The following is a 25,755-nucleotide window of genomic DNA, read 5'->3' as shown; positions in this document are numbered from 1 at the left end:
AAATCCGGCGCACCCGCCATCAAGACGACCGGGGGCACCATGCGTTGCCTAAGGCGCTTCAGAGGACTTCCGCAAGGAAGCGCTGCAGCCGCTCGCTTCGGGGATTGTCGAAGATCTGCTGCGGGCAGCCGGCCTCGACGATGCGGCCCTCATCCATGAAGACGACCTGATCGGCAACCCTGCGCGCAAATCCCATCTCATGCGTCACCACGGCCATCGTCATGCCCTGTCGGCCAAAGGCGGCCATCAGGTCGAGCACGCCTTTCACCAGTTCGGGATCGAGCGCACTGGTCACTTCGTCGAACAGCATGACCTCCGGATCCATGGCCAGCGCGCGTGCAATGGCGACCCGCTGCTGCTGCCCACCCGACAGACCTGCCGGCCGATGATCCTTGCGTTCTGCAAGACCGACATCGGCCAGACGTGCCTCGGCGATGCGCCGCGCCTCCTGCCTCGGCATTTTCTTGATCTTGGTCAGCGAAAGCATGACGTTTTCGAGTGCCGTGTGGTCGGGAAACAGGTTGAAGTGCTGGAACACCATCCCCACGCGCCGGCGCAGCCTCTCCGGCTTCATCGCCAGGATGCTCTCGTCATCGAGCAGGATGTCGCCGCTTTTCGGTTCGACGAGCCTGTTCATGCAACGCAGCAGCGTCGATTTGCCCGAGCCGGAAGGGCCGATGATGCAGGTGACGGTACCGGCGGCGATGTCGAGATCGACACCCTTCAGCACGTCGAGATCGCCGTAGGCCATGGTGAGGTCGCGGATGTTCAGGACGCCGCCTTTGAAGCGCGGCGTCCTCTCCTCGACCACCTTGACCGTGGGATGAGGGCTGGTGGCGGCCTGCAACTCGCTCACCTCGACCAATCCGCTCGCAGCACCCGAGCCGCGGCCTTGTTTGCCCAGGCGCAGTTTCGCATCGATATAATTGACGAAGTGGGTCAGCGGCACGGTGATGACGAGGTAGAAGAAGCCCGCCAGCAGCAGTGGTGACAGATTGCCCGTGACCACCGCCTGATCCTGCCCAACACGGAAGATCTCCCGCTCGGAGGCGAGCAATCCCAGGAAGTAGACAAGGCTGGAATCCTTGACGTTTCCGATGAATTGATTGACCAGCGCCGGCAGAACGCGCCTGATGCCTTGTGGGATGACGATCAGGCGCATGCCCTGCCCGTGGCTCATGCTGAGCGCCCGGCAGGCTTCCATCTGACCGCGCTCGACGCTTTGAATGCCCGATCGGAAGATTTCGCCGATATAGGCTCCGGCAATCAGGCTGAGCGCCAGGATGCCGAGCGGAAATGGCGATGGACCGAAGATCTCGCGCCCGATCCGGGCAAAACCCTGGCCGATGATCAGGATCGTGACGATCGCCGGCAGCCCGCGGAAAACATCGGTGTAGATGCGTGCCGGCAGCCGCAGCCAGCGGGACTGCGAGATGCCCATCACCGCGAGAGCCATGCCGATGACGACGCCGAGCACGGTCGAGGCCGCGGCCAGGATCAGCGTATTCTTCAGGCCGATGCTGATCATGCTCGGCAGAACTTCCGCCATGGCATCCCAGTCCAGGAAGCTGCGGCGCAGATTTTCAAGCCAGTTCATTCAGATCCCCATGAATTCTTGCCCGGCGCAGACGCCGCCGTCCGGCAGAGCCTTGGTAGGCCGCCCGCCATGAGCGGGCGGCCACGGCGTCACTTCTTGGGAAGATACTGTTCCGGCATCGGCGAGCCGGGGAACCACTTTTCATAAAGGGACTTCCAGGTGCCATCCTGCATCGCGTCGTGAAGCGCGCCGTTCAGCGCCGTCCGGAAGGCATCATTTCCCTTTCGAACCACGAAGCCAGCAGGCGCATCGAAGGACGGGATGTTTACCGCAACCTTCAGCGCGGGATAGCGCTCGCCATATTGCTTGGCAGCCTCGTAGTCGAGAAAATGCGCATCGATCGTTCCGTTGTTGAGCGCGGCCACGGCGGAATTGTTGTCGGGGAATTTCACCAGATCGGTTCCCCCGAAATTCTTGGCCGCATAGACTTCCTGCAAGGTCCCCTGCACGACGCCGAGACGCTTGCCCTTGAGGCCACCGGCATCCTTGATCCCGGCGTCCGCAGTCAAGACCGAGAGATAACCGGCGAGATAGCCGTCGGAAAAGTCGACGGTCTTCTTGCGGGCTTCGGTGGTTCCGATCGCTGCAACGGCAACATCGAACCTTTCGTTTGCGACCGACGGCAGGAGTGCTGAAAATTCCTGGCCCGTGAACGTCACCTTGTCCTTTGGAAAACCGAGGCGGGAGACGACGTTGAGAAACAGCTCGATATCGAAACCGGTGAACTGGCCGTCCGCCGTCGCAAACGTATAGGGCTTGGAATCGCCCATCGTGCCGACGCTGATCACCCCGGGTTCGATGAGGTTATAGGGATTGTCAGCCGCCGCTGCAGAGCCTGCGCCCATCGCAAGAAGGCATGTCAAAAGGCCAGCTCGCAACGGGGCGAGGGTGGCCACGAATGATTCAAAAGGCTTCATGTTCGTTCTCCGCTCTGAAAGGAATGCTCTTGTCGGCATCGTCGGGTCGCCCTGCCCCGCCGCGTAATGCGGCAGAGATTTCTGGACAAGATACCGGTCTCCTGTATAAAGAGACCGGTCTCACAACATATTTGATATCCGTCAATTGACCGGTCGTCAACAACTCTTGTAGTCCTCAGCTCATGGAAGATTCCGCTCATTCGAAACGTTCAGTCACGGTCGCCGACGTCGCGAAGGCCGCAAAGGTCTCGAAGGCGACGGCCGCCCGTGTGCTTGGCGGCTATGGCGTGGTCAGCGCCAAGATCACGGATAAGGTCATGGCGGCCGCCGCCGCGCTCGAATACCGCCCGAATGAGCTCGCCCGGAGCATGAGCACCGGGAGGTCCGGCATCATCGGGGTCGTGGTCGGCGATATCGAGAACGCTTTCTTCAGTCTGGCGGTGCGCGGCATCAGCGATGCGGCCCGTCTTGCGGGATTCAACGTCATCATCGCCAATTCGGGCGAAGAGCTCGATGCGGAAAAATCGGCCGTCGACCTCCTGATCGGCAAACGTGTCGATGGCCTGATCGTCACGCCCGCTCGCTGCGACAGCGTCGATCATCTCCAGCACGTCCGTCGCGCCGGCGTGCCATTGGTTCTGTTCGACCGGGCCATCCCCGAACTCGATGTCGACGCCGTGACCGGGGACGACCGGGATGCGGCCATCACGGCGACCCGCTATCTGATCGGGCAAGGACATCGCCGCCTCGCCTACGTCTCTGCCATGGATGCCGAGGACGGTGGGCTCACCGATATCGGGCGGATCTCGAATTCCGCCGTGCGCGAACGCGTGGAAGGTTTTGTCAGCGTCCTGACTGAGGCGGGGTTGCCGAACCCTCTTCATTATATCAGGCTCGGCGCCACGAACCAGCAACAGACGGACAGCGTGATCAAGCGCCTGCTCTCGGAGGGATCGCCGCCAACGGCACTGCTGGCTTCAGACAGCCTCGTCGGCTTGCGCATCTTCAAGTCGCTGCAGTCGCTCGGCCTATCGATCCCCAAGGACGTGTCGATGATTTCGTTTCTCGACGCCGACTGGACCAGCGTCACCGTTCCGCCGATCACCATCGTCGACCAACGCGTCTACGAGATGGGCAAGCTCGCCGGCGAGCGGCTCATCGCCCGTATCGAACGCGCGCCCCTTGCCGTCGAACGTCTGCGCGTCAGCACGAGCCTCGTCGTGCGCGGCTCCGTCGCGGCGATCGGCCGGTGAGATCTATGGAGTTGGCTATACCCGCATCGCTTTGCGAAGCAGAGTAGTACCGCATGGCAATAAGTCACTGATGCCCATGGTCGCCGATTTGACATTACATGGGGTTGCTGTTGTCTTTGCCTGACCAACGTTATTTAATACCGAAAATACTCGCTGTGGGATTTTCAGAAAGATCATGCTCCAGTCAAAAGACGCTTCATCTGAGCTGATAGATTTGATCTATGGAAGTCTCTTCGGCGAGTGCAACTGGCAAGATTTTCTGGATCGAGTGGCGCAAACTTCGCCGAATGGAAAGGCTGCCCTCCATTACCACGATCTGGCCTCGCCTGTGGCCCATGTTCCCTACGTATCTGGGTTTTCGAGGAATGAGGTCGACCAGTTCAGCAGCCACTTTGCCGCAGTGAACCCCTGGATTCCGAGATTGAGTTTTGTGCCCGTCGGTCAGGGTGTCTGCGGAGACGAAATCTTTCCACGCGAGGACTTGCTCAAATCGGAATTCTACAATGATTGGCTGAAGGGTCAGGCCCAATGCGAGACAAGCATCGGTGTCTCCATCATTCGGGAGGAAACCCGCACCTTCGTCCTATCGACCTGCACGTCGTCAGCGGACCCCGATTTCAACAAGGAGGCGGCCGGGCGCTACACGCTACTCGCGCCCCATTTGAAAAGGGCTTTCGACTTCATCCGGAAGCGTGATCTACTCGCCCCGGAAAGACAGAATACGCAAACCCTGCTCGATAGCATCGGCGTCGGACTGATCTACGTTTCGGAGCAAGGGCGAGCACGCCAATGGAACAAGAGCGCGGAAGCCCTAATGGAGGCTGGCTTTCCTGTCCATGTCCTGCCAGGTGGCGAGCTCCGCCTTCAATGCGAGAAGTCGGCTGTCGTTCTCGATTTCCTGACGTCGAGAAAGGGTGTGCAGACAAAGCCGCACACAGCGGTTGTAAAGGGAAGAGACAAGGATAATTATCGCATCACCCTCGTCCGGCTCCAGTCCGATGCATTCACCGAATTCCTGGAGGGGCCGACTGTGGCCGTAATCATCGAGCCGATGATGGTTACGCCATTCAGTGAACGGCGAGACTTCCTGATGCAAACGTACAAACTGACCGCGACGGAGATCCGGATTGCATCAAGCATTGCCTCCGGGCATTCTCCAAAGGAGGTGGCCATAGCCGATCACATAAGCTACGAAACTGTCAGAACTCACCTCAGAAACATCTATTCCAAGCTCGGGGTTAATTCCCAGGTGGGTCTGGTGGCGCTGCTCATGCGCTAACCCGCCAAATGATCTTGCAATCATGACTGGCCCGCACAGCTTAGCCGCGCCAGTTTGGCGGCAATGCCGTTGCACACTCCTCACGCGACGCCCGGTTGCGTCGATTATCTCGCAGGCAACGTCCAATCACCGAGTCCGACAGCTGAGATCAAATACGCGTTGAACAAGAAATTCTGCGAACCCTTGTTTCGTTCGAGCAGGAAGATCAACGCGACGCTCTCTAATCGTAGAGTTCGCCGTGACCAATCTGTTCCTGCCTGGCAGGTGCGTCGCTGATTGAGGGATCGTCGGCCGGATCGGGATCTTTCTTGGTGGCATCGCTCATAAACTGCGCGGCCTTGAGGAGCGCCGCGGTTATCTCCTCGGTGCCCCATCCGGCTTCATTGGCGGCTGCAATCATCCCTTCCAAAGCGTCGCGCGCGGCTGCGCTCGCCTCTTCGAAGCGTTGCGCGGGAGATTCGGTCTTCGGCGGTGGAAAGGTCATCGGCGTTCCCTCCATAGGTGCGTCTGTTGTGGATGAACGCAGCCCAGGGGAAATGGATGCACGACCATGCTGATTTAACCTGCCGCGCCATACCGGCAACGGCCAGCGAGGTCTTTCCGCCTCAGATGACCGTCTTCAACAGAAACGGAGAGCGCTCCAACGGACGCTGAGCGAGGATCCTCAGCATCGCAGGGCCCTGTATGCCGGAAGTCGCGCATGAGTGGCCGTCGTGATAGACCACCGTCATGACGCGGCTCAGACTATCGTATCTGATCTCCGCGATCGTCCGGGTATGAACCGGAAAGATGAATTCATGGGGTTGAGGTTTCTCCCCCGAAGTGTTCAAGCTCATTGCGGTGCCCCAACGAAAAAAGCAATTTTGGCTCGACCCTGCCCTGGTCTGAGCCTAACTGCGCCAATCAAGCACATATTGCTGCGACGGTCGCGTGACATCAGCGTGACATGCAGAAACGTCATGGCGAACGCAGGCCGGGCCTCCTGGAGCAGTCAGCTTTTAAAGGAAGCGCAGGACCGCGCCAGCCTTTTGTTTTTACGCAATTCCCCGGCAAAACCGCCTCGCGCTTTTCCTGGAATAGCTCTAACGCGCCAGTTGCTAAGCGGCGATCAACCGTTAGTGCAATGTCCTACGGATCTCGTGTGCGAGAGCGGTCTGCGGCCAGCATTCGAGCGTACGTGCCAGCGATCGAACCGCTTCGTCCACGTTGAAAACCACGTCCCCGAGCCGCTCGATCTCATAATCGAGTTCGTAGACCTCGACTTCGTCAAGGCCGTCACTCAGGAGCAATCGCCTCATCGCCTCGATCAGGCGCTCACTTCGCCCAACGATATCAAGAGCGCTTCTTATGATGATGTCGAACATGCACGTCCCCTCGCTTCGATAACGAAGCTTCGGCGATAATCGTGACGCTGACAATCCTGAAATCTTGTCAGACGCGGCTTCGAATCGTGGCGTAGAGATCCCTCAGCTCACGCAGTGCGGGTCGAGGCCGATGGCGCGGTAGTGCGGCGCGACGTCCGGCGAATGCGAGCGCGCCGGCGACCGCCGCGACGAGCAGGAGCGTCGAGGCCGGGTAGAGCTTCGCCGCTGCTTCCGTCTGACGCATTGCTTTGCGGGCACTTCCCTTTGCCGATCGACCGGCATCGAGGACTTGTTGCTGGAGTGCACCGATCTGCTTCCGTAGCGCGCTCAACTCTTCGCGCAGATCATGATCAGGCTGCCGGGGAACACCGACGGCGGCTGTCTTCGTATCGATGACCGCCTTCGGCACGGGCTCGCCGATCTTGGCTCCTCTGTTATCGAGGGTCGTCGTCTCAGTGACCTTGCGACGCGGCATTGCCATTTCTCCTTCTACAACATCCCCGTTTTTCTCGCAGTCACGGAAACGCCCTATCTTTTTGTTTTTACGCGATTCCCGACGCAAACCGCCGCGCGCTTGTGGCATTGCTCTAGTCGTCGTCGAGCGCGAAGACCGGCCGGTAGTGGCGCTCGGCAATCAGCAAGCTCCGGTCGGGCCGGATGATATAGATCTCCTCGACCTGGCGTCCCCATTGATCCGTGAAACTATGCGGGAAGGGAGACCCCACGGGCGATTTCGTCAATTTCGTGCGAGGCTGGCCATTATACGTGATGCTGCCGGGAATGGGGGCCAGTCCCGCCGACGAGTAATAGCCTGCGCCGGTCGTGCAGCCTGCCAGCACAACGGCGAAAACCAACCCAAATCCTATGCTCCGCTTCATCGAGCCCTCCAACGGCTTCAGTGTCGACCGCCGCTCCAAACCCTTGGCACGGTCATCACGACGGGTTCGGGAAACCTGTCGGTGCACTCGCGCATCAATGATCATCTCGGTTGCCGCCTGCCGCAGGCGCCTAAAACTCATCGCTGCGGCGCTTCACGGCGTGCCTCAGAGCCACCAAATGCCTTCGACGCTCCAGCATATAGTCGGCAAATCCGACGCAGATGAACAGCAATGTCGGGCCGGCATAGATCATGATCAGAGCCAACGCGATGAGGATGAATGCGGTCGTCATGGTCTTGTTTCCATCAATACTGATCGTCGCAACTGAAGCGGCGAATGCGGACAAGCGTTCATCTCGCGATCCCTGTCCTTATTCCTTCAAAATTCGCCGGCTTCCTATTCGTTCCCTGCGCGATCGATTTCATTCACTTGGGATGCGCGATCGAACAACAATGACGAAGCTGACGGCTCGGCCGACCTCGATCACTCCTTCGGCCTTTCCTCTCGCATTGCCGCCGTGACGCTCTTGAGCAGCGGACTCCACAGCAAATCCTCGAGCAAAACCGTTAGCTTGGGCTTCCAGTTCGGATAGCTGTCACTGGTGCCTGGAACATTGGTCGGCCTTTTCTCGTCGGTGAGATCGGCAAGCCGAACCGCAACGAGCAGCGATGGGGTCCGCGCGATGAAGCGATAGGCGCTGACGGTCAGTGCCCTCAGCGTCTGCTCGTTGGCGAGCCGGGCAGGCAGGTTGAGGCCGGCAGCCTTGAGTGCCGTCTTCAGGTTCCTCCGCTCGCGCTTGCGGTCTTCGAGATGTTTTTCAGTGAGATCGGGCGGCACGATGCCGTGGTCGTACCGGGCTTGAATGTCGGCGCCGCGCCACCAGCCGGCAAGGGTCTGGTGGTCGTGCGTCGAAATGCAGGCCAGAGCGAGGACAGGATAGACGTCCGCCGGCTTGAAGCCCTGCTCGTCCTGTTCATAGGAAAGAATGCGATAGGAGAGAATGTGGGCGGCCGCCAGATCGTCCTGCAATCCCTTGGGGATCAGTCCAAGGTCTTCTCCGATGACGAGGCATCGATGCTCGCCGGACACCTCGGCGAGGATCTGCAGAAGCCGATCCGCTGGATAGCGCACATAGGCGCCGCCGTCCGGCCTGCTGCCCGATGGCACCAGGAAGAGGCGGCGAAGCGCTGCGGCGTGGTCGATACGGATGGCGCCCGCATATCGCATGGCAGCGCTCACCATGCGCCGGAAAGGCGACATTTCTCCCGCCGCGATCGCGGAAGGCAGATATCCGGCGAGATGCCAGTCCTGCCCGTTCACGGCGAATGGATCGGGCGGGCTGCCAATCGTGGCCTTCGCGAGATAGGTGTCCGGCTCGCTCCATGTCGCCGAGCCGTCGACCGCCTCCCCGACGGCAAGATCGAGATAGAGCCCGATCCGCATGCCGGCCGTCCGCGCCCGGTCCGCCGCCTGCATCAGTTGCCGGTGGGCAAGCCACTGCAGCCACATGTGGAAACCGACATCGTCCACGTGTCCGCGCTCGAATTCGGCGACGGCGGCGCTGTCGAAGCGCTGGAAATCGGCCGGCCACCGTTGCCAGCCGGCGCCCGCCCCGCGCTCGACCATGGAAAACGACAGGCATTCGAAAAGCGCGTGCAGCCGCAGGCTGTTACCGCCTTGCACGACGAAGGCGTCGAAATCGGCCGGATCATAGGCCTCGTCAATCAGGCTGCGCTGTCGCCAGACCGGCCAGAGATCGCGCAGGACCCTCAGCTTGATCTCTGCGACGCCGGCGTAGTCGACGAGATCGGTTTGGCGAAGGCTTGCCAATTGCCGTTCGAGTTCGGGACTGCAGGCAAAACCCGGCAACCGGTCGACCGCGATATAGAGCGGGTTGAGATGCTGGCGGCTCGAGGGCTCATAGGGGCTGCAACGGTCGGGATCGGCGAGAAACGGCGCGTGAAGCGGGGTGAGGCCGATGAAATCGGCGCCCAGCGATCCCGCGAGATCCGCCATTTCGGACAGATCCTCCAAATCTCCGATGCCCCAGTTGCGTGCCGAACGGAGCTCATAAAGCTGCAGGCTCACACCCCAGACGCGCGTGCCGGAAAGGAAATCCGGCAGAAATGACCTGGCGACCTTTTTAGCCGCCGGCGCGGGCTCCCGCCGCGGCGCGCCGGTCTCGTGATCGGCCGCTCCCGGTACGTCGATCTTCAGTGCCGAGAGGATCTTGCGTTTGGTCTCGCCTGAGATCGCCACCTCCCGATTGTCGGGACTGGGCCTGGTCAGGCTGATGCCGTGCCGGCGGGCGAGCTTGTCGAGCTCAGCAGATTTCATCGTTCGATCGCCTTCCTGTCAGCACGCCGTCAAACCTCGCCGATGCTCCAGATCACTGTCCAGGGCGCGAGATTGCCACCGTCACTGCCGCCGAGACGGAAGATCGTCTCGCCGCCGCTCTGCTGCGAGACGGGCGGCGCCGCCTCGGCGCCGAGGTTGGCGTGCAGATGAAGACGGCGGTTTTGCGCCAGGGTCCAATCTACCGCGAGCGCGCTTCCCGCCGCGCGATAGACTGCGTTTCCGGCGCCAGCGCCTTTCAGCAACGGCACGATCCTCTGGTGCCGGAGGTCGAGAAGCGTCCTGTAAAAATCAAGGACATCGGAGGAGGCGAGTTTCGACCAGTCCAGCTTGGCAGCGGCGAAGGTCGATGGCGCCGTCGGGTCGAGAAGGTCCTCGGCGTCGAAGCCCGGCAGACGGGAGAGCTCCTGGCGACGGCCTTTCCTGACCTTCTCGTTCAGGTCCTCGTCGAAATCGCAGAAGAAGGGGAAAGGTTCTCTGGCGCCCCATTCCTCGCCCATGAACAGCATCGGGATCTCGGGCGCCAACAGGTAGATGGCGGCGACAGCCTTGATGACATCAGCCGGGCTCGAAGCCAGAACCCGATCCCCCAGCGCCCTGTTGCCGATCTGGTCATGGTTCTGGATAAAGGAGATGAAAGCGGTGGGCGGGAGATGGCCGCTCGGCCTGCCGCGGCTTCCACCGCGGTACGGCATGTGTTCCCCCTGAAACACGAAGCCTTCAGCCAGCGCCCGGCCGAGCTTGCCAGCGTCGCCGGCGTAATCGGCATAATAGCCAAAGGTTTCGCCCGTGGCAGTGATATGCAGCACATGGTGTACATCGTCGTTCCACTGGGCGATGAACAATCTCACTTCCCCATTTTCGTCACGCTGCAACAGGTCGCTGTCGTTCTCCTCGTTTTCAACGATCAGGTGCACATGCCGGTCGCCGGCCGCGGCCCTGACGCGGCGGGCAAGCGCGTGAAGCAAATGCTCGGCGCTGTCGTCCTTGATGGCGTGGACGGCATCGAAGCGGAAACCGTCGAGCCTGAACTCGGTGATCCAGTAGATGGCGTTTTCGATGATGAACTCGCGAATCATCTCCGATCCGTCGCCGTCGTAGTTGATGCCGTTGCCCCAGGGCGTCTTGTGATGATCGGTAAAGAGTGGCGCATAGGCCGGGATGTAATTGCCATCCGGCCCGAAGTGATTGTAGACCACGTCCAGGAAAACCGAGATGCCGCGCTGATGTGCTGCGTCCACCAGCGCCATGAAATCTTCCGGCCGGCCATAGCTGCTGTCCGGAGCATAGGGAAGCACGCCGTCATAACCCCAGCTGTAACGGCCGGGAAATTCACTAAGCGGCATGATCTGCAGCGCCGTAACACCCAGCGCTTGCAGATGGTCGAGCCGCTCAATCGCGGCCTTGAAAGTGCCCTCCGGCGTGAAGCAGCCGATATGCATCTCGTAGATGACCATCTCTTCCCAAGGCCGTCCCGTCCAGTCGCTCGTCTTCCAGCGATAGAAGGAAAGGTCGACCACTTCGCTCGGCCCGTGCACATCCTGCGGCTGGAACCGCGAGGCGGGATCGGGAATTTCAAGACCATCCGGCAGGACGAAGCGGTAGCGTGTACCGACACTGGCATCCGCGACCGTGTAGTGGTGCCAGCCGTTCCCGACCGCCTGCATCGGCCGCGGATCAGCGCCTTCGATCTTCAACGACACGCTTTCATGCAAGGGAGCCCAGAGGCGGAATAGAATGCCCTCTTCGGTGAATGCCGGTCCGAACGTCATTTGGGTCAAAGGAAAGCCTTCGATGAAATGGGGATGGGATTTAGGTAACTTTTGTCAGGGCAAAAAGTTTCGCAGGCACGGAGAGCGCAAAGCGGCCCCCGTCGCGAGGCGCGCCACCGGCAGAGACCCTAAGAGTATGATTCCATCCTATCGGGAGTAGGATTTTATCCTATCGCGTGCTATAAACCTGCAAAATAGGAGTGTAATCGATGCGTTCGACGCAACAGATGAGCATCACGTTGCCCGTGGAAATGGCGAAGCGCGTTAAACAGCGGGTGTCTAACGGTGATTACGCCTCAGAGAGCGAAGTCATACGCGAGGGACTGCGGGCTTTGCAGGAACGCGAGAATGCCGTCGAACATTGGCTGCGAACAGAAGTTGCGGCCACCTATGATGCCTACAAGGCCGATCCCACCAAGGCCAAGCCCCTCGATGAGGTCTGGAAGCGCCTCGAAGCACGCATGGACGAAATCGATCGGGAAGAAGATTGATGAAGCGCTATAGTATCCGCCTTACTGATGAGGCGGAATTGGATTTGGCGAGCATCTATAGTTTCGTCCGCAAGACATCCGCATCTTCGACCGTCGCCCGCGATTACGTGGCACGCATCAAGACCTTTGTAAGTGGATTCGAAACGTACCCCGAGCGCGGCAGCATCCGCGATCATGTCCGACCCGGGTTACGCATTGTCGGTTTCGAGAGCCGTGTAAGCGTGGCGTTCGTGGTTGAGCCCACCGAGGTCGTTGTCCTCCGCATCCTCTATGCCGGGCAGCAGTTTGAAAGCGACGAGAGTTAGAGCTGGCCCAGAACGCAATACACCCAGTACATCCCCACTTCGATCGTCAAGCTGCGACGACTTTGCCCGAGAGCGCCTGATCCATCGCCGCCTGAAGCTGTTCCTGCGTGAATGGTTTCTTCATCCGCAGCATCCGGCCGAGGCCATTGTCCTCGGAAAACTCGGCATAGCCAGAGGCAAGGATGATGGGCAGCCCTGGAAAGGAGGAGCGAAGGTGACGCGCAAGCTCGGCGCCCGTCATGCCTGGCATGGCATGATCGGTGATGACGAGATCACAACCCTGTCCGTCGGCAAAGAATTCCAAAGCCTGGGAAGCGGAAGACGCTTCTTGCGGCAGGTGCCCGAGATCCTCCAGCATCGCCACGGTTCCCGTCCTGACAAGGGCATCGTCGTCGACGACGAGAATGGCAAGCGGCCGCGACGCCGGTTTCAAAGGCTCCGTCGCCAGAGGCTCGACGGGAGGCTGCACCTTAACGAAGGTTTCGGCAACGGGCAGCCAGAGGGAAACTGTCGTGCCCTTGCCCCGGACGCTCGATATCTGGATCGAGCCGCCGGATTGCGCCGCCAGGCCATGCACCATCGACAGGCCGAGACCGGTGCCCTTGCCGACCCCTTTGGTGGTGAAAAACGGTTCGGCGGCACGCGAGACCGTTGCCTCGTCCATTCCCTCGCCGTCGTCCGATACCGATATCCTGATGTAGTTTCCGCCCGCGAGCCCGGCCGGCCGGGCTTCTTCGGCTGCCGCCGCGGCCACCGTCACGGCTCCGCCGCTTTCGAGCGCATCCCGGGCATTGACGAACAGGTTGAGCAGCGCCAGTTCCAGCTGGTTGCTGTCGACCAGAAGGGGTGCCAGATCCGCCGGGATGCTTTTGCGGATTTCGATGCGCGGCCCCACCGCCTTGGCGAGAAGATCTTCGACGTTTTCGAACAACCGGAGGAAGTCGACTGCCTGCGGCTTGAGCTCCTGGCGGCGTGCGAAGGCAAGCAGGCGCTGGGTCAGCGCGGTGCCGCGCTCGGCCGCCTGGATCGCATTCGTCACCAGGCGTTCGCTGCGTTCATCGGCCGGAAGCCGCTTCTTCAGAAGGTTGAGGCTGCCGAGAACTGCCATGAGGAGGTTATTGAAGTCGTGGGCCACGCCACCCGTCAGGTGGCCGATCGTGTCGAGCTTTTGCGCCTCGAACAGCTGTGCGAGCGCCTCTTCGCGCTCGCGCGTCCTTTGATCGATCCGGTGCTCGAGTTCCTCGTTGAGCTCGCGCAGCTGCGCCGCCGAGGCCTCGAGCTCGGCGGTGCGCTGGTGAACGCGGGCCTCCAGCTCGGCGTTCAGGCGTTCGAGTTCCCTCGTCTTCCTATAGAGATCGGCAAAGACCCGCACCTTGGCTCTCAGCACCTCAGGGACGATCGGGACCGAGACGTAGTCGACCGCGCCGACCGCATAGCCGCGCAGCCGGTCCGGTTCGGCCAGCATCACGGCGGAAACGAAGATGATCGGCGTATTCTGATAGCGCGGATGCTGCCGGATCATGCTGACGAGCTCGAACCCATCCTGTTCGGGCATGCAGACATCGACGAGGATCACCGCGATTTCGGTGCGCAACAGATGTTCGAAAGCCTCGCGAGCGGATTGCGCCTTGATGAGGTTTTCTTCGAGCTCTTCGAGAATAACCTCGTAACTCAGGAGCTTTGCCGGTTGGTCGTCGACGAGGAGGATGTTGACGGGGTTCATGGCCGGATCCTCAGCGATGCAGCCACATGCGAAGAGCCGACAGAAGCTGCTCGGTATTGACCGGCTTCGCCAGATAGTCGGATGCGCCCGCTTCCAGGCATTTCTCGCGGTCGCCCTTCATCGCCTTGGCCGTCAGCGCCACGATCGGCAACCGCCGGAACCGAGGCTCCGAACGGATGACCTGCATCGTCTCGTAGCCGTCCATTCCAGGCATCATGATGTCCATCAGCACGATCGCGACAGAGGGCTCGTTGTTGATGACGTCGATGGCTTCGCTGCCGGTCGTCGCGGTCAGGACTTTCATTCCGCGGCGTTCGAGGACGCTGCTCAGCGCGAAGATGTTGCGGGCGTCGTCGTCGACGAGCAGCACGGTCTCGCCGACCAGATCCTCGTCCGAGCTGTGCAGTTCCTGCAGCGTCGCCTGTTTTGCGGCCGGCAGGTCGGCGACCACCCGGTGCAGGAACAGCGCCGTCTCATCCAGGAGACGCTCGGGCGACTCGACCCCTTTCACCACGACGCTGCGAGCCATGCTGTGCAGCGCCGCGTCTTCCTCGGCGGAAAGCTCCCGGCCGGTGAACACGACCACCGGCACTTCGCCGATCTCGGCGTCGTCGCGCATCTGCTCGAGCACTTCGAAGCCGGACATGTCGGGAAGAGACAGGTCGAGCACCACGCAGTCGGCGGCATTCTGCCGAAGCGCGGCGAGAGCCTCCGATCCGGAGCCGACGCTGGTGATATCGATGTCGTCATGTCCGAGAAGGGCGGTGACGCTCAAACGCTCGGCCTCGTTGTCTTCCACGAGCAGCAGATGCTTGCGGCGCGGCTGCGCATAGGCCTTCAATCGCGACAGTGCCCTGCCGAGGCCTTCCGGTGTCGTCGGCTTGCTCATGAAAGCGAAGGCGCCGCGGGTCAGCCCATGCTGGCGATCCTCGTCGAGGCTGATGATCTGGACCGGAATATGCCGCGTCTGCGCATTCTGCTTGAGCTGGCTCAGCACCGTCCAGCCGAGCATGTCGGGCAGGAAGATGTCGAGCGAGATCGCCGCCGGCCTGTAGTCCTGCGCGAGTGCGAGCGCATCGCTGCCGCGCATCGCCACCAGAACCTTGAATCCGTTGTCGCGGGCGAGATCCACCAGGACGCGGGCGTAATGCGCATCGTCCTCGACGACGAGCAGCACCGAGTCGCCGGCCGCAATCTGGTGGCGATCGTCTTCGACATGTTCGGTCGGCTTATCGGCGCGACGGTTTGCTGCCGCCTCGGCGAATTCCACGACATTTGCCGGCGGAACGGACTTCGGCGCAACCGCGCCGGCGCCGACATAGGTGAGCGGCAGGTAGAGGACGAAGGTGCTGCCGACACCTGGGGTGCTGCGCAACTGGATCTCGCCGCCGAGCAGGTTCGCCAGTTCGCGGCTGATCGCCAGGCCGAGACCGGTTCCGCCGTATTTGCGGCTTGTCGAGGCATCCGCCTGCTGGAAGGCCTCGAAAATGATGCGCTGCTTTTCAGGCGGTATGCCGATGCCTGTATCGACGACTTCGAAGGCGATGACCGAAGGCGCGTGCTTGAGCGAGGGATGATCGGACGACCAGCCGCTCGTTGCCGATGCGACGCGAAGCGTCACGCCGCCCTGCGCGGTGAACTTGAAGGCGTTCGACAGCAGGTTCTTGAGGATCTGCTGGAGCCGCTTCGAATCCGTGATGATGCTTTTCGTTATATCGGCGCCGACCTCGACTGCGAACGACAGGTTGCGGTTTTCCGCTTCGTGCCGGAACGGCCGGGCCATCACCTCGAGCAGGTTGCTGACGGAGATCTCCTCGGCATCGACCGAGACCGTTCCGGACTCGATCTTCGACAGGTCGAGAATGTCGCTGATGAGGTTCAGCAGATCGGTGCCCGCGCCATGGATGGTCTTTGCGAACTCGACCTGTTTGCCCGAGAGGTTGCCATCCGGGTTTTCTCCCAGCTGCTGGCCGAGAATGAGGATCGAGTTCAGCGGCGTGCGCAACTCATGCGACATGTTGGCGAGGAATTCGGACTTGTACTTCGATGTCAGCGCGAGCTCGGTTGCCTTCTCCTCCAGCGCGCGCCGGGCCTGCTCGATTTCCTGGTTCTTCGCCTCGACTTCGACGTTGCGCTCCTCCAGCTGCTGCGCCTTCTGCCCGAGCTGCTCGTTGGTCTGCTGCAGCTCGCGCTGCTGCGTCTGAAGCTCGGCGGCGAGCTGCTGGGACTGCTTGAGCAGGCCTTCGGTCTGCATGGTCGCTTCGATCGAGTTGAGGACGATGCCGATCGATGTCGTCAGCTGATCGAGGAAGGACAATTGCAGCTCGGTAAATTCGCCTGCGGAGGCAAGCTCGATCACCGCCTTCACCTGCCCCTCGAAATGCACAGGCAGAACGATGGCGCTTCTCGGCAGGGTCGTGAACACGCCGGAGCTTATCGGAACGACGTTGTCGGGAAGGTCGGTGACCAGGATGCGGCGGGCGTCGCTGGCGCACTGGCCGACAAGTCCCTGGCCGAACTCGAGCCGGGCCGGGTGCGCCGCCTCGCCCCCTTTCGCGTAGACGGAGAGGAGCGACAAGACCGGCTGCCGCTCGTCGGCATCCACCTGGTAGATGACCCCCTGATGGGCGCCGACCAGCGGCGCCAGCTCCGACAGCAGCATCTTTCCGACCAGCGTCAGGTCGCGCTGCCCCTGCAGCATGTTGGTGAAGCGGGCCAGGTTGGTCTTCAGCCAGTCCTGCTCGGTGTTGCGCTCGGTGGTGAGCCTGAGGTTGTCGATCATCGTGTTGATGTTGTCCTTGAGCTCGGCCACTTCACCGCGCGCGTCGACCTTGATCGAGCGGGTCAGGTCACCCTTGGTGACGGCGGTTGCCACCTCGGCGATGGCGCGCACCTGCGTCGTCAGGTTGGCTGCCAGCAGGTTGACGTTGCCGGTCAGGTCCTTCCAGGTTCCCGCGGTGCCGGGAACATTCGCCTGACCGCCGAGACGGCCTTCCACGCCCACCTCACGCGCAACCGTGGTCACCTGATCGGCAAAGGTCGCGAGCGTGTTGGTCATGTTGTTGATGGTCTCGGCAAGGGCGGCCACCTCACCCTTCGATGCGACGGTGAGATTTTGCTTGAGGTCGCCGTTGGCGACCGCCGTCACCACCTTGACGATGCCGCGGACCTGCTCGGTCAGGTTGGCGGCCATGACGTTGACGGTGTCGGTCAGGTCCTTCCAGGTGCCGGCGACACCCGGCACCTGCGCCTGGCCGCCAAGCTTGCCTTCGGTGCCGACCTCGCGGGCGACGCGCGTCACTTCGCCGGCGAAGGCGTTGAGCTGGTCCACCATCGTGTTGATGGTGTTCTTCAGTTCAAGGATTTCCCCCTTCACGTCGACGGTGATCTTGCGCGACAGGTCGCCGCGCGCCACGGCCGTCGTCACTTCGGCGATGTTTCGAACCTGGGTCGTCAGATTGGCCGCAAGCAGGTTGACGTTGTCGGTCAGGTCCTTCCAGGTGCCGGCGACACCGGGAACGACGGCCTGGCCGCCGAGCCTGCCATCGGTGCCGACTTCGCGGGCGACACGCGTCACCTCGCCGGCAAAGGAGCGAAGCTGATCGACCATAGTGTTGAGCGTATCCTTCAAGAGCAGGATTTCGCCGCGCACGTCGACCGTGATCTTGCGTGAAAGGTCGCCATTGGCGATTGCGGTGGCCACCTCGGCGATGTTGCGCACCTGCGCCGTCAGGTTGCCGGCCATGGAGTTGACGCTGTCGGTCAGGTCCTTCCAGGTGCCGGCAACACCGGAGACCTGCGCCTGGCCGCCGAGCTTGCCTTCGGTGCCGACTTCGCGGGCAACACGCGTCACTTCGCCGGCAAAGGCGTTGAGCTGGTCCACCATCGTGTTGATGGTGTTCTTCAGTTCGAGGATTTCCCCCTTCACGTCGACAGTGATCTTGCGCGACAGGTCGCCGCGCGCCACGGCCGTCGTCACTTCGGCGATATTGCGGACCTGGCCGGTGAGGTTGGAGGCCATGGAATTGACGTTTTCGGTGAGGTCCTTCCAGGTGCCGGCGACACCCGGCACCTGCGCCTGGCCGCCGAGCTTGCCTTCGGTGCCGACTTCGCGGGCGACGCGCGTCACTTCGGAAGCGAAGCGGTTCAGCTGATCGACCATGGTGTTCAGCGTTTCCTTGAGCTCGAGGATTTCGCCCGAGACCGACACCGTAATCTTCTTCGACAGATCGCCATTGGCGATCGCGGTCGAAACTTCGGCGATGTTGCGCACCTGCGCCGTCAGATTGCCCGCCATGGAGTTGACGCTGTCGGTCAGGTCCTTCCAGGTGCCGGCGACGCCGAGCACGTTCGCCTGGCCGCCGAGCCGCCCCTCGGTGCCGACCTCGCGCGCCACACGCGTCACTTCACCGGCAAAGCCGTTGAGCTGGTCGACCATCGTGTTGATGGTCTCCTTCAGTTCGAGGATTTCGCCCGACACTGTGACGGTGATCTTCTTGGAAAGGTCTCCCTGGGCGACGGCGGTCGCGACTTCGGCGATGTTGCGCACCTGCCCGGTTAGGTTGGAGGCCATGGAATTGACGCTGTCGGTCAAATCCTTCCAGGTGCCGGCGACGCCGCGCACATTGGCCTGGCCCCCGAGCCGGCCCTCCGTGCCCACTTCGCGGGCGACACGGGTCACTTCGGAGGCGAAGGCGTTCAACTGGTCCACCATCGTATTGATGGTTTCCTTCAGTTCGAGGATCTCGCCCTTCACGTCGACGGTGATTTTCTTCGACAGGTCGCCATTGGCGATCGCGGTCGAGACGTCCGCGATATTGCGCACCTGCGCCGTGAGGTTGCCGGCCATGGAATTTACATTCTCGGTCAGATCCTTCCAGGTGCCGGCGACACCGCGCACATTGGCCTGGCCGCCGAGCCGGCCCTCGGTGCCCACTTCGCGGGCGACACGGGTCACTTCCGACGCGAACGCATTGAGCTGATCAACCATCGTATTGATCGTTTCCTTCAGCTCGAGGATTTCTCCCGACACCGTCACGGTGATCTTCTTCGACAGGTCGCCATTGGCGATCGCGGTCGAGACCTCGGCGATGTTGCGCACCTGCGCGGTGAGGTTCGAGGCCATGGAATTGACGTTGTCAGTGAGGTCCTTCCAGGTGCCGGCGACGCCTGGCACCTGCGCCTGCCCGCCGAGCCGCCCTTCGGTGCCGACTTCACGCGCCACGCGCGTCACCTCGCCGGCAAAGCCGTTGAGCTGGTCGACCATCGTGTTGATGGTTTCCTTGAGCTCGAGGATTTCACCCGAAACGTCGACGGTGATCTTGCGCGACAGGTCGCCGCGCGCCACGGCCGTGGTCACCTGGGCGATATTACGGACCTGGGCGGTCAGGTTGCCGCACATGGCGTTGACGGAATCGGTCAGGTCCTTCCAGGTGCCGGCGACGCCCGGCACCAGTGCCTGCCCGCCGAGCTTGCCCTCGGTACCGACCTCGCGCGCGACGCGCGTCACTTCCGAGGCGAAGGATCGCAGCTGGTCGACCATGGTGTTGATCGCTTCCTTGAGCTGCAGGATTTCGCCGCGCACGTCGACGGTGATCTTCTTGGAAAGATCGCCATTCGCAACGGCGATCGTGACGTCGGCGATATTGCGCACCTGCGCCGTCAGGTTCGACGCCATTGAGTTCACGCTTTCGGTGAGATCCTTCCAGACGCCGGTCACCTCCGGCACCTGCGCCTGGCCGCCGAGTTTTCCGTCCGTGCCGACCTCGCGCGCGACGCGCGTCACTTCCGATGTGAAGACGCTCAGCTGCTTGATCATCGTATTGACGATATCGGCCGAGCGCAGGAATTCGCCTTTGAGCGCCCGCCCGTCGACGTCGAGCGGCACGGTCTGCAAGAGATCCCCCTTGGCGACCGCGGTGATCGTGCGCGTGACGGCTGTCGTCGGCCACAGGAGATCGTCGATCAGACCGTTGATCGATCCTTCCATTTCAGACCAGGAGCCGTCCGACAGGCCGAAGCGCACGCGCGTGCTCGTTCGCCCGTCCCGGCCGACCACCTGCCCGACATGCTCGAGCTGCTGGGCCATGCGCTGATTGGCGGCAATGATGTCGTTGAGGGCATCGGCGACCTTGCCGGTGAGTCCTGTCAGGTCGGACCGCATCCGTACGGAGAAGTCGCCGCGCCTGACCGCGACGAGGACTTCCAGAAGTGCGCTGGCGTCGTCGAACGCCATTGTTTTGTGGTCATGCCCATTGAGGCTGTCTACCGCAACGCTTTCGCGCGCGAATTCGCTGGATTGGTTGCTCACGAAAATCCCCCTGTTCGACGACTGGTAATTTAGCGCTCAACTCAGAAAATGGTATGGGCCATCCCGCATACAGCTTATCATGATTCAGTGCTTAAAATGAGCCCGATAGTTGCAGGTATCGAAAATGCCCGTCGGAAACCGTCTGGCCGGAATTTGCGGTTTTTCGTGCGCGGGGGAACACTTGCCTGCCGGCTGTCGTTTCAGTCCTGACGATGGAGAGCGACATGTCGAACGTCTCGAGGACAGGCAAGGAAGAGATCAACAACGCGACCAGCCCGACCACCTTCGGAAAGTCGGTCGAGAGCCAGGCGCAAATTAAGGATGCGGCTGCGCAAGCGTCGCCCGACGCCGGCGGCGAGATGCTCAACATCTACCGGTTGGAGCCGATCGCCGCACCCGACGATCCGCGATGGGACAATTCCCCCGGACATGGCACCGTCGTCGTCGCCGCCAGAACGCCCGGTGACGCGAGGATCGTCGCCGCGGCTCGTGAACTCGATTTCATGGAGGTGGATGCGGCTCCCGCCGAGGATGTGACGACGGTCAATGCCAGCGCCTTTCGGGACGATAAGCTTTACACCGTCATCGAGATCGATCGGAACAGACGCGATGTCACGCGCGGGATCGTCGACGGTGTGGTCACCATCGACACCATCCGACCGGTTCAAACGGACTGACGTAGCAATTCCCCGGCGCGATCGGCGAGACGCCGGAGCGTCACCATCGCAGTTCCTCTCGTTTCCTCGGAGTTCTCATGAATACGGCCAACCTCCAGCTCAAAGGCCTGATCATGGCCATGGCAGCGATATGTGATGCGATCGTCGAGAAGGAACTGCTTACCAGCGGGGAACTCAATGCCGCTCTCTCGAAAGCCACGAAGGCAATCGAGGAGGACGACGACCATGAACTGTCGGATGCCAACCGCGCCGCGATCCTGTTCCCCATCCGTGTGCTGCAGCTCGCCGAGGAGGCAGGCAGGAAAGGCGAACGGTTGACGTTTTCGGACTATGCCAAGCTCGTGGCAAAGCTGACCTGAACATGCCCGATGGCTTTACCCTGATGCTGTTGACATCGGAGCGGGTTCGCTTCGGGTCCGTCACGGAGGATCGGGGCCAAGCCGTTTTTCTTCTCCACGGTCATCCAGAACGCATATGACCTGGAGCAAGGCGGCGGACTTTCTGGCACCGGACCGCATACGGGGCATCTCCCCTCTTGACCTCCACCCTGGTTGACTTCATACCATCAACAGATATATAAATACCTCGTCAACCAAGGAGCCGCTCAATGGCCCGCCACGCATCCGGTCCCGTCACAGTGCAGGAAGAGCCGAATTCCATCAGGACCGCGTTTCTGCGACGTGCGACATCGGCGCTGGAACGCATTTCGGCGAACGTCCCGGCAAAGGACCTGGCCGATGCGCTTTCAGCCCCGACCGACGCCGGATCGTTGGCGCAGCTTCTCAGCCGCTCGGATATGGTGGGCGCGGCTATAAACGATCTCGATCCGCTGGTTCCGGCGCTAGCTCGCAACGTCGAGCATCGGCAAAATCTCGTCGAGCGGGCCGGCGGGACAGTGTCAGCCGAAGACGCCGGACGGATGCTTGGCATCAGCAGACAGGCCGTCGACAAGAGGCGGCGGGCCGGCACGCTGCTTGCCGTACGCGAGCGCAGCGACTGGCGCTATCCGCTCTGCCAGTTTGACCAAGGTGAGGTGATCGCGGGGATTTCCGACGTCGTGCGTGATTTTGCCGCCGCCGGTCCCTGGATCGCATTGGATTTTCTGCTTGCTGCCGATACGGCTCTCGGTGGCCGGACAGCCCTGCAGGCGCTGCGCGACGGCGATCGCGAAGCAGTCCGGCGTCTGATCCGGATTGAAACCTCCGACGGCTTTGCCTGATGCCGGCAAATGCAGGCAGAGGGCCGTCGGGATCTGCCCTGCCCCCGCCTCCTTGGCTCGCCCATTCGTCATTGCCGATCGACCTCATTGCGGCCGGGCAGGTTCTTCATAGGGTCCATCGGACGCCTCTCGATCCCATCTTCTTTGGACCCGGCCCCGGGATTGCCGCCACCAATCGTTTCGACAGCGCCAGCGGACGTTTCGGAATTCTCTATGTCGGAATGAGCCGCAGGGGAGCGATTGCGGAAACGATCCTGCGCAATCCCCAGCGGTTGATGGTGTCGATGACCGAAATCACCACCCGCGCCATCAGCGAACTCAGCTGTATCAGACCGCTGAGGATCGTGCGCATGCACGGCACCGGCCTGCAGGCCCTCGGCACCGATGATGCCGTCTCCACCGGCCCTTACGAACCATGCGGCCTCTGGGCCGACGCGCTTTGGGACCATGCCGACCAGCCGGACGGTCTCGCCTACCAGTCACGTCACGATTCGAGCGAGATCTGCCTTGCCCTTTTCGAACGCAGCGACATGGCGTTCGACAGAAAGGGCATGCTTCCGCTCTCCGGCATCCTCAAGGAGATTGCCGCGATCCTCGAGGTCTACGGCAAGTCGCTGTCACCGGTCGGCCCCGTTTAGACGGCGAACGCGGCTGCAGTCGACAGGCGATGGCACGCTGCCCCGTGGCAATGCGCTGTCAATTTTGCGATAAGTTGATTTATTTTGTCTTGTTTTCTGGCCGTTTCTGAGGCTATACGGCGACCGCATATATTCACGCACCGGGAATTTCTTCGTGACCAGCCTCAAATCGCTTATGGCCGCCTGCGGCCTCTCAACCATGATCGGCCTTGCCGCAAATCCGTCTTTGGCCGGTTCGGCGACCTACCCGCTGACGCTGGAAAACTGCGGCGCACAGGTGACTTTCCAGAAGGCGCCCGAACGGGCGATTGGCCTCGGCCAAAACAGCGCTGAAATCCTGCTGCTGCTCGGCCTTCAGGACAAGATGGCCGGCACGGCCTTCTGGCCGAGCAAGGTTCTGCCGCAGCTCGCAGAAGCCAATGCCAAGGTCAAGCTTCTGACCGTCGAGATGCCGACCTTCGAATCGATCCTCGCCGAAAATCCCGATTTCGTGGCCGCGGCTCTGCCAAGCCTGGTCGGGCCGAACAGCAAGGTCGCCAAGCGCGAGGATTTCGACAAGGTGGGCGTCGCAACCTATCTCTCGCCCAGCACGTGCCTCAGCACCAAGGACGTCAAGGACCAGTATGGCAGCCGCGCCGAGCTGTGGAATATGGATCTGCTCTACAGGGAGATCGACGAACTGTCGCAGATCTTCGACGTCGCCGATCGTGGTCAGACGCTGATCGCCGACTTCAAGGCACGCGAAGCCAAGCTTCGCTCCAGCGTTTCGAAGGACGGCAAGAACCTTTCCTACGTCTTCTGGTTCTCCAGCCCCAGCCCGTCGGCGGACGCCTATCTCGGCGGCAAGAACAGCGCGTCCGGCTTCATCGCCGACCTGCTCGGCGGACACAATGCGATATCAGCGGAAGCGGAATGGCCGACGCTCGGCTGGGAAGGCATCATCGCCTCCAATCCCGACGTCATTGTCGTCGCCAGTCTCGACCGCAACCGCTGGGAGCTCGACAAGCCGGAGGCCAAGATCAATTTCCTGAACACCGATCCGGCCGTCAGCCAGATCCCTGCCGTCAAGAACAAGACGATCGTGATCATGGACGGCCAGGCCATGAACCCGACCGTTCGCACGGTCTGCGGCGCTGAGCAGGTGGCCGGCCAGCTGAAGGCTCTCGGTCTGTTGAAGTGACGGAAGCGGGCCGTATCTTCCGGCAGCTGGGAGCCGTCTTCGCACTGCTCCTCGCCTCTTTCTGCCTCATCGCTATCGCCATTGGCGTCAGCGTCGGGATCGGCGACCTGCCGATCCCACTTGCAACCACGTTTTCGGCCGTAACCAACCGGCTGGGATGGACCGCGGTCGAACTGAACCGCATCCATGAGACCGTCATCTGGGATTATCGTCTCAGCCGGGCGCTCGTTGCCGCCTTCTGCGGCGCCGGCCTTGCGCTATCGGGCGCGATCATGCAGTCGCTGCTGCGCAATCCGCTTGCCGAACCCTATGTTCTTGGCATATCTGCCGGCGCCTCTTCCGGCGCCGTCGCGATCGTCATCCTCGGCGTCGGCGCCGGTGCGGTCTCGCTTTCCGCCGGCGCGTTTGCCGGTGCCTTCGCAGCCTTCTTCTTCGTCGCCCTGCTGTCGAACGGCACCCGCGGCGGAGCGGATCGCACCATCCTTGCCGGTGTCGCCGCTTCGCAGCTTTTCAACGCCACCACGTCCTATATCGTCACCACCTCGGCTAATGCGCAACAGGCCCGCGACGTCATGTTCTGGCTACTCGGCAGCTTCGGCGGCGTGCGCTGGCCGGAATTCGCGCTGGTCTCGATCGTCGTCGGCATCGGCCTCGTCGGCTGCCTGTTTTACGCCCGCGTGCTCGACGCCTTCGCTTTCGGCGACGAGGCGGCATCCTCGCTCGGCGTCAATGTCGGCCGCGCGCGGATGGTGCTCTTCGCGCTAACGGCAATGATGACGGCGACGATCGTCAGCATGGTGGGGTCGATCGGCTTCGTCGGCCTCGTCGTGCCGCATGTCGCCCGCTTCGTCGTCGGGCCGTCGCATGTCCGTCTCCTGCCGGCCTGTGCCATGACAGGGGCGATCTTCATGGTGCTCGCCGACATCGCCGCACGCGCCCTCATTCCGAACCAGATCCTGCCGATCGGCGTCGTCACGGCCCTGGTCGGCGTCCCGTTCTTCTCGATCATCCTCTACCGGTTCCAGCGCGCATCATGAGCATCAAGGCCGACAACCTCATCTGGAAGATTGGCAGGAAGACCATCCTCGACGGCGTTTCCCTGGACGCACCGCCGGGCAAGATGCTCGGCCTGCTCGGGCCGAACGGCTCGGGCAAGACCTCGCTCCTGCGTCTTCTGGCCGGCCTGAAGCGGCCGCATTCCGGCCGCGTTACGCTCGACCGGAGCGACATCGGCACGATCAGCCGCCGCTCGATCGCCCGGCGGATCGCCTTCGTCGAGCAGCACGCCACGACAAATGCCAATCTGAAGGTCGTCGACGTCGTCAAGCTCGGCCGGTTCCCGCACCGGTCGATGTTTTCAGGCTGGACGAAGGCCGACGACGAGGCGGTCGAAAGTGCGCTCGCGCGCGCCGGCATGGCGCAGAAGCGCGACGATCGCTGGCAGAGCCTGTCGGGCGGCGAAAAGCAGCGCACCCATATCGCAAGGGCGCTCGCCCAGTCGCCCCAGGAACTGATCCTCGACGAGCCGACAAACCATCTCGATATCCAGCATCAGATCGGCCTGATGCGGCTCGTCTCCGGTCTGCCGATCACCAGCATCGTCGCCCTGCACGATCTCAACCATGCTGCCATGTTCTGCGACCAGCTGATCATCATGCAGCAGGGCAGGATCGTCGCCTCCGGCGCGCCGCAGGACGTATTGAGTGAAGACCTTCTGCGTGACGTCTTCTCCGTCGAAGCCCGCATCGAAGCCTCACCCTATCACGCGCGCCCGCATATCCATTATCTCAGGTGAGA

23 protein-coding genes and 1 pseudogene are annotated in these 25,755 nt (G+C 61.9%); 12 read left to right on the top strand and 12 right to left on the bottom strand.

Annotated features, from left to right (window positions below; translation table 11 throughout):
- Positions 1–58: 58 nt before the first annotated feature.
- Positions 59–1,597 carry an amino acid ABC transporter permease/ATP-binding protein gene (locus tag J3P73_RS38090; RefSeq protein ID WP_130687412.1) on the bottom strand — a complete coding sequence of 513 codons (1,539 nt, stop codon included), beginning with the start codon at positions 1,595–1,597 and terminating at the stop codon, positions 59–61.
- Between the two features lie 89 nt (positions 1,598–1,686).
- On the bottom strand, positions 1,687–2,514 hold the full coding sequence (locus J3P73_RS27650) for an ABC transporter substrate-binding protein (protein WP_130657004.1): 828 nt from the start codon (positions 2,512–2,514) through the stop codon (positions 1,687–1,689).
- A 182-nt stretch (positions 2,515–2,696) separates the two neighbouring features.
- Between J3P73_RS27650 and J3P73_RS27645 the strand changes: the two genes are divergently transcribed.
- Positions 2,697–3,767 (top strand): LacI family DNA-binding transcriptional regulator, encoded by a 1,071-nt coding sequence (locus J3P73_RS27645; protein WP_018073037.1) that lies wholly within the window; start codon positions 2,697–2,699, stop codon positions 3,765–3,767.
- Between the two features lie 175 nt (positions 3,768–3,942).
- Entirely contained in the window at positions 3,943–5,046 is a 1,104-nt protein-coding gene (locus tag J3P73_RS27640) for a LuxR C-terminal-related transcriptional regulator (RefSeq protein WP_027688257.1), read from the top strand.
- A 220-nt stretch (positions 5,047–5,266) separates the two neighbouring features.
- Here J3P73_RS27640 and J3P73_RS27635 read toward each other — a convergent pair whose 3' ends face one another.
- From J3P73_RS27635 to treZ, 8 genes are all read right to left on the bottom strand, one after another.
- Positions 5,267–5,530 carry a hypothetical protein gene (locus tag J3P73_RS27635; protein WP_027688258.1) on the bottom strand — a complete coding sequence of 88 codons (264 nt, stop codon included), beginning with the start codon at positions 5,528–5,530 and terminating at the stop codon, positions 5,267–5,269.
- 121 nt (positions 5,531–5,651) lie between these two features.
- Positions 5,652–5,882 (bottom strand): hypothetical protein, encoded by a 231-nt coding sequence (locus J3P73_RS38180; protein WP_130687413.1) that lies wholly within the window; start codon positions 5,880–5,882, stop codon positions 5,652–5,654.
- Between the two features lie 279 nt (positions 5,883–6,161).
- Positions 6,162–6,410 carry a hypothetical protein gene (locus J3P73_RS27630; protein WP_018073033.1) on the bottom strand — a complete coding sequence of 83 codons (249 nt, stop codon included), beginning with the start codon at positions 6,408–6,410 and terminating at the stop codon, positions 6,162–6,164.
- A 67-nt stretch (positions 6,411–6,477) separates the two neighbouring features.
- The gene (locus J3P73_RS27625) at positions 6,478–6,885 is read right to left on the bottom strand and encodes a hypothetical protein (RefSeq protein WP_024319697.1); all 408 of its coding nucleotides are present in this window, start codon (positions 6,883–6,885) and stop codon (positions 6,478–6,480) included.
- A 112-nt stretch (positions 6,886–6,997) separates the two neighbouring features.
- Positions 6,998–7,288: a hypothetical protein gene (locus J3P73_RS27620; RefSeq protein ID WP_024319696.1), complete on the bottom strand. Its 291-nt coding sequence runs from the start codon at positions 7,286–7,288 to the stop codon at positions 6,998–7,000.
- A gap of 130 nt (positions 7,289–7,418) precedes the next feature.
- Positions 7,419–7,634 carry a hypothetical protein gene (locus J3P73_RS27615; protein WP_130687414.1) on the bottom strand — a complete coding sequence of 72 codons (216 nt, stop codon included), beginning with the start codon at positions 7,632–7,634 and terminating at the stop codon, positions 7,419–7,421.
- A 137-nt stretch (positions 7,635–7,771) separates the two neighbouring features.
- Positions 7,772–9,625, bottom strand: a complete 1,854-nt coding sequence (malQ, locus tag J3P73_RS27610; protein WP_130687415.1) for a 4-alpha-glucanotransferase — start codon at positions 9,623–9,625, stop codon at positions 7,772–7,774.
- 29 nt (positions 9,626–9,654) lie between these two features.
- A complete protein-coding gene (gene treZ / locus J3P73_RS27605) occupies positions 9,655–11,415 on the bottom strand; it encodes a malto-oligosyltrehalose trehalohydrolase (RefSeq protein WP_392397320.1) in 1,761 nt (586 codons plus the stop codon).
- Positions 11,416–11,624: 209 nt separating this feature from the next.
- Here treZ and J3P73_RS27600 point away from each other — a divergent pair, with 209 nt between their 5' ends.
- A complete protein-coding gene (locus J3P73_RS27600) occupies positions 11,625–11,906 on the top strand; it encodes a type II toxin-antitoxin system ParD family antitoxin (protein WP_011649474.1) in 282 nt (93 codons plus the stop codon).
- The gene (locus J3P73_RS27595; protein ID WP_024319693.1) at positions 11,906–12,211 is read left to right on the top strand and encodes a type II toxin-antitoxin system RelE/ParE family toxin; all 306 of its coding nucleotides are present in this window, start codon (positions 11,906–11,908) and stop codon (positions 12,209–12,211) included. The genes J3P73_RS27600 and J3P73_RS27595 overlap by 1 nt, the downstream gene beginning before the upstream one ends.
- Positions 12,212–12,257: 46 nt before the next feature.
- Here the strand turns inward: J3P73_RS27595 and J3P73_RS27590 are convergent, their stop codons facing one another.
- Entirely contained in the window at positions 12,258–13,934 is a 1,677-nt protein-coding gene (locus J3P73_RS27590) for a response regulator (RefSeq protein ID WP_018073027.1), read from the bottom strand.
- A gap of 10 nt (positions 13,935–13,944) precedes the next feature.
- Positions 13,945–20,244, bottom strand: a complete 6,300-nt coding sequence (locus J3P73_RS27585; RefSeq protein WP_024319692.1) for a HAMP domain-containing protein — start codon at positions 20,242–20,244, stop codon at positions 13,945–13,947.
- A 212-nt stretch (positions 20,245–20,456) separates the two neighbouring features.
- Between J3P73_RS27585 and J3P73_RS27580 the strand changes: the two genes are divergently transcribed.
- From J3P73_RS27580 to J3P73_RS27550, 8 genes and pseudogenes are all read left to right on the top strand, one after another.
- The gene (locus tag J3P73_RS27580; protein WP_024319691.1) at positions 20,457–20,921 is read left to right on the top strand and encodes a hypothetical protein; all 465 of its coding nucleotides are present in this window, start codon (positions 20,457–20,459) and stop codon (positions 20,919–20,921) included.
- A gap of 77 nt (positions 20,922–20,998) precedes the next feature.
- Complete coding sequence (locus J3P73_RS27575) at positions 20,999–21,280, top strand: hypothetical protein (protein ID WP_024319690.1); 282 nt, start codon at positions 20,999–21,001, stop codon at positions 21,278–21,280.
- Between the two features lie 2 nt (positions 21,281–21,282).
- Positions 21,283–21,434: pseudogene (locus J3P73_RS38300) on the top strand (alpha/beta fold hydrolase); the annotation flags it as partial.
- A 94-nt stretch (positions 21,435–21,528) separates the two neighbouring features.
- Positions 21,529–22,140 (top strand): DNA-binding protein, encoded by a 612-nt coding sequence (locus tag J3P73_RS27570; protein ID WP_130687417.1) that lies wholly within the window; start codon positions 21,529–21,531, stop codon positions 22,138–22,140.
- Positions 22,140–22,778 carry an RES family NAD+ phosphorylase gene (locus tag J3P73_RS27565; RefSeq protein ID WP_130687418.1) on the top strand — a complete coding sequence of 213 codons (639 nt, stop codon included), beginning with the start codon at positions 22,140–22,142 and terminating at the stop codon, positions 22,776–22,778. Before J3P73_RS27570 ends, J3P73_RS27565 begins: the two co-directional genes overlap by 1 nt.
- A 154-nt stretch (positions 22,779–22,932) precedes the next feature.
- On the top strand, positions 22,933–23,958 hold the full coding sequence (locus J3P73_RS27560) for an ABC transporter substrate-binding protein (RefSeq protein ID WP_130687419.1): 1,026 nt from the start codon (positions 22,933–22,935) through the stop codon (positions 23,956–23,958).
- Positions 23,955–24,995 carry a FecCD family ABC transporter permease gene (locus tag J3P73_RS27555; protein WP_130673789.1) on the top strand — a complete coding sequence of 347 codons (1,041 nt, stop codon included), beginning with the start codon at positions 23,955–23,957 and terminating at the stop codon, positions 24,993–24,995. The genes J3P73_RS27560 and J3P73_RS27555 overlap by 4 nt, the downstream gene beginning before the upstream one ends.
- Positions 24,992–25,753, top strand: coding sequence for an ABC transporter ATP-binding protein (locus J3P73_RS27550; RefSeq protein ID WP_130687420.1), 762 nt, complete (start codon positions 24,992–24,994; stop codon positions 25,751–25,753). Before J3P73_RS27555 ends, J3P73_RS27550 begins: the two co-directional genes overlap by 4 nt.
- Positions 25,754–25,755: the final 2 nt, after the last annotated feature.

It is taken from the genome of Rhizobium ruizarguesonis (assembly GCF_017357285.1).
GTDB lineage: Bacteria > Pseudomonadota > Alphaproteobacteria > Rhizobiales > Rhizobiaceae > Rhizobium > Rhizobium ruizarguesonis.
Note: the sequence above shows the minus strand (reverse complement) of the source record. Positions and strands in the feature narration are given on the sequence as shown.

Excerpts from the sequence above, each read along its gene's own strand:
- J3P73_RS38090 (WP_130687412.1), bottom strand. The coding sequence starts at position 1,597 with ATGAACTGGCTTGAAAATCTGCGCCGCAGCTTCCTGGACTGGGATGCC.
- J3P73_RS27650 (WP_130657004.1), bottom strand. The coding sequence starts at position 2,514 with ATGAAGCCTTTTGAATCATTCGTGGCCACCCTCGCCCCGTTGCGAGCT.
- J3P73_RS27645 (WP_018073037.1), top strand. The coding sequence starts at position 2,697 with ATGGAAGATTCCGCTCATTCGAAACGTTCAGTCACGGTCGCCGACGTC.
- J3P73_RS27640 (WP_027688257.1), top strand. The coding sequence starts at position 3,943 with ATGCTCCAGTCAAAAGACGCTTCATCTGAGCTGATAGATTTGATCTAT.
- J3P73_RS27635 (WP_027688258.1), bottom strand. The coding sequence starts at position 5,530 with ATGACCTTTCCACCGCCGAAGACCGAATCTCCCGCGCAACGCTTCGAA.
- J3P73_RS38180 (WP_130687413.1), bottom strand. The coding sequence starts at position 5,882 with ATGAGCTTGAACACTTCGGGGGAGAAACCTCAACCCCATGAATTCATC.
- J3P73_RS27630 (WP_018073033.1), bottom strand. The coding sequence starts at position 6,410 with ATGTTCGACATCATCATAAGAAGCGCTCTTGATATCGTTGGGCGAAGT.
- J3P73_RS27625 (WP_024319697.1), bottom strand. The coding sequence starts at position 6,885 with ATGCCGCGTCGCAAGGTCACTGAGACGACGACCCTCGATAACAGAGGA.
- J3P73_RS27620 (WP_024319696.1), bottom strand. The coding sequence starts at position 7,288 with ATGAAGCGGAGCATAGGATTTGGGTTGGTTTTCGCCGTTGTGCTGGCA.
- malQ (WP_130687415.1), bottom strand. The coding sequence starts at position 9,625 with ATGAAATCTGCTGAGCTCGACAAGCTCGCCCGCCGGCACGGCATCAGC.
- treZ (WP_392397320.1), bottom strand. The coding sequence starts at position 11,415 with ATGACGTTCGGACCGGCATTCACCGAAGAGGGCATTCTATTCCGCCTC.
- J3P73_RS27600 (WP_011649474.1), top strand. The coding sequence starts at position 11,625 with ATGCGTTCGACGCAACAGATGAGCATCACGTTGCCCGTGGAAATGGCG.
- J3P73_RS27595 (WP_024319693.1), top strand. The coding sequence starts at position 11,906 with ATGAAGCGCTATAGTATCCGCCTTACTGATGAGGCGGAATTGGATTTG.
- J3P73_RS27590 (WP_018073027.1), bottom strand. The coding sequence starts at position 13,934 with ATGAACCCCGTCAACATCCTCCTCGTCGACGACCAACCGGCAAAGCTC.
- J3P73_RS27580 (WP_024319691.1), top strand. The coding sequence starts at position 20,457 with ATGGAGAGCGACATGTCGAACGTCTCGAGGACAGGCAAGGAAGAGATC.
- J3P73_RS27575 (WP_024319690.1), top strand. The coding sequence starts at position 20,999 with ATGAATACGGCCAACCTCCAGCTCAAAGGCCTGATCATGGCCATGGCA.
- J3P73_RS27570 (WP_130687417.1), top strand. The coding sequence starts at position 21,529 with ATGGCCCGCCACGCATCCGGTCCCGTCACAGTGCAGGAAGAGCCGAAT.
- J3P73_RS27565 (WP_130687418.1), top strand. The coding sequence starts at position 22,140 with ATGCCGGCAAATGCAGGCAGAGGGCCGTCGGGATCTGCCCTGCCCCCG.
- J3P73_RS27550 (WP_130687420.1), top strand. The coding sequence starts at position 24,992 with ATGAGCATCAAGGCCGACAACCTCATCTGGAAGATTGGCAGGAAGACC.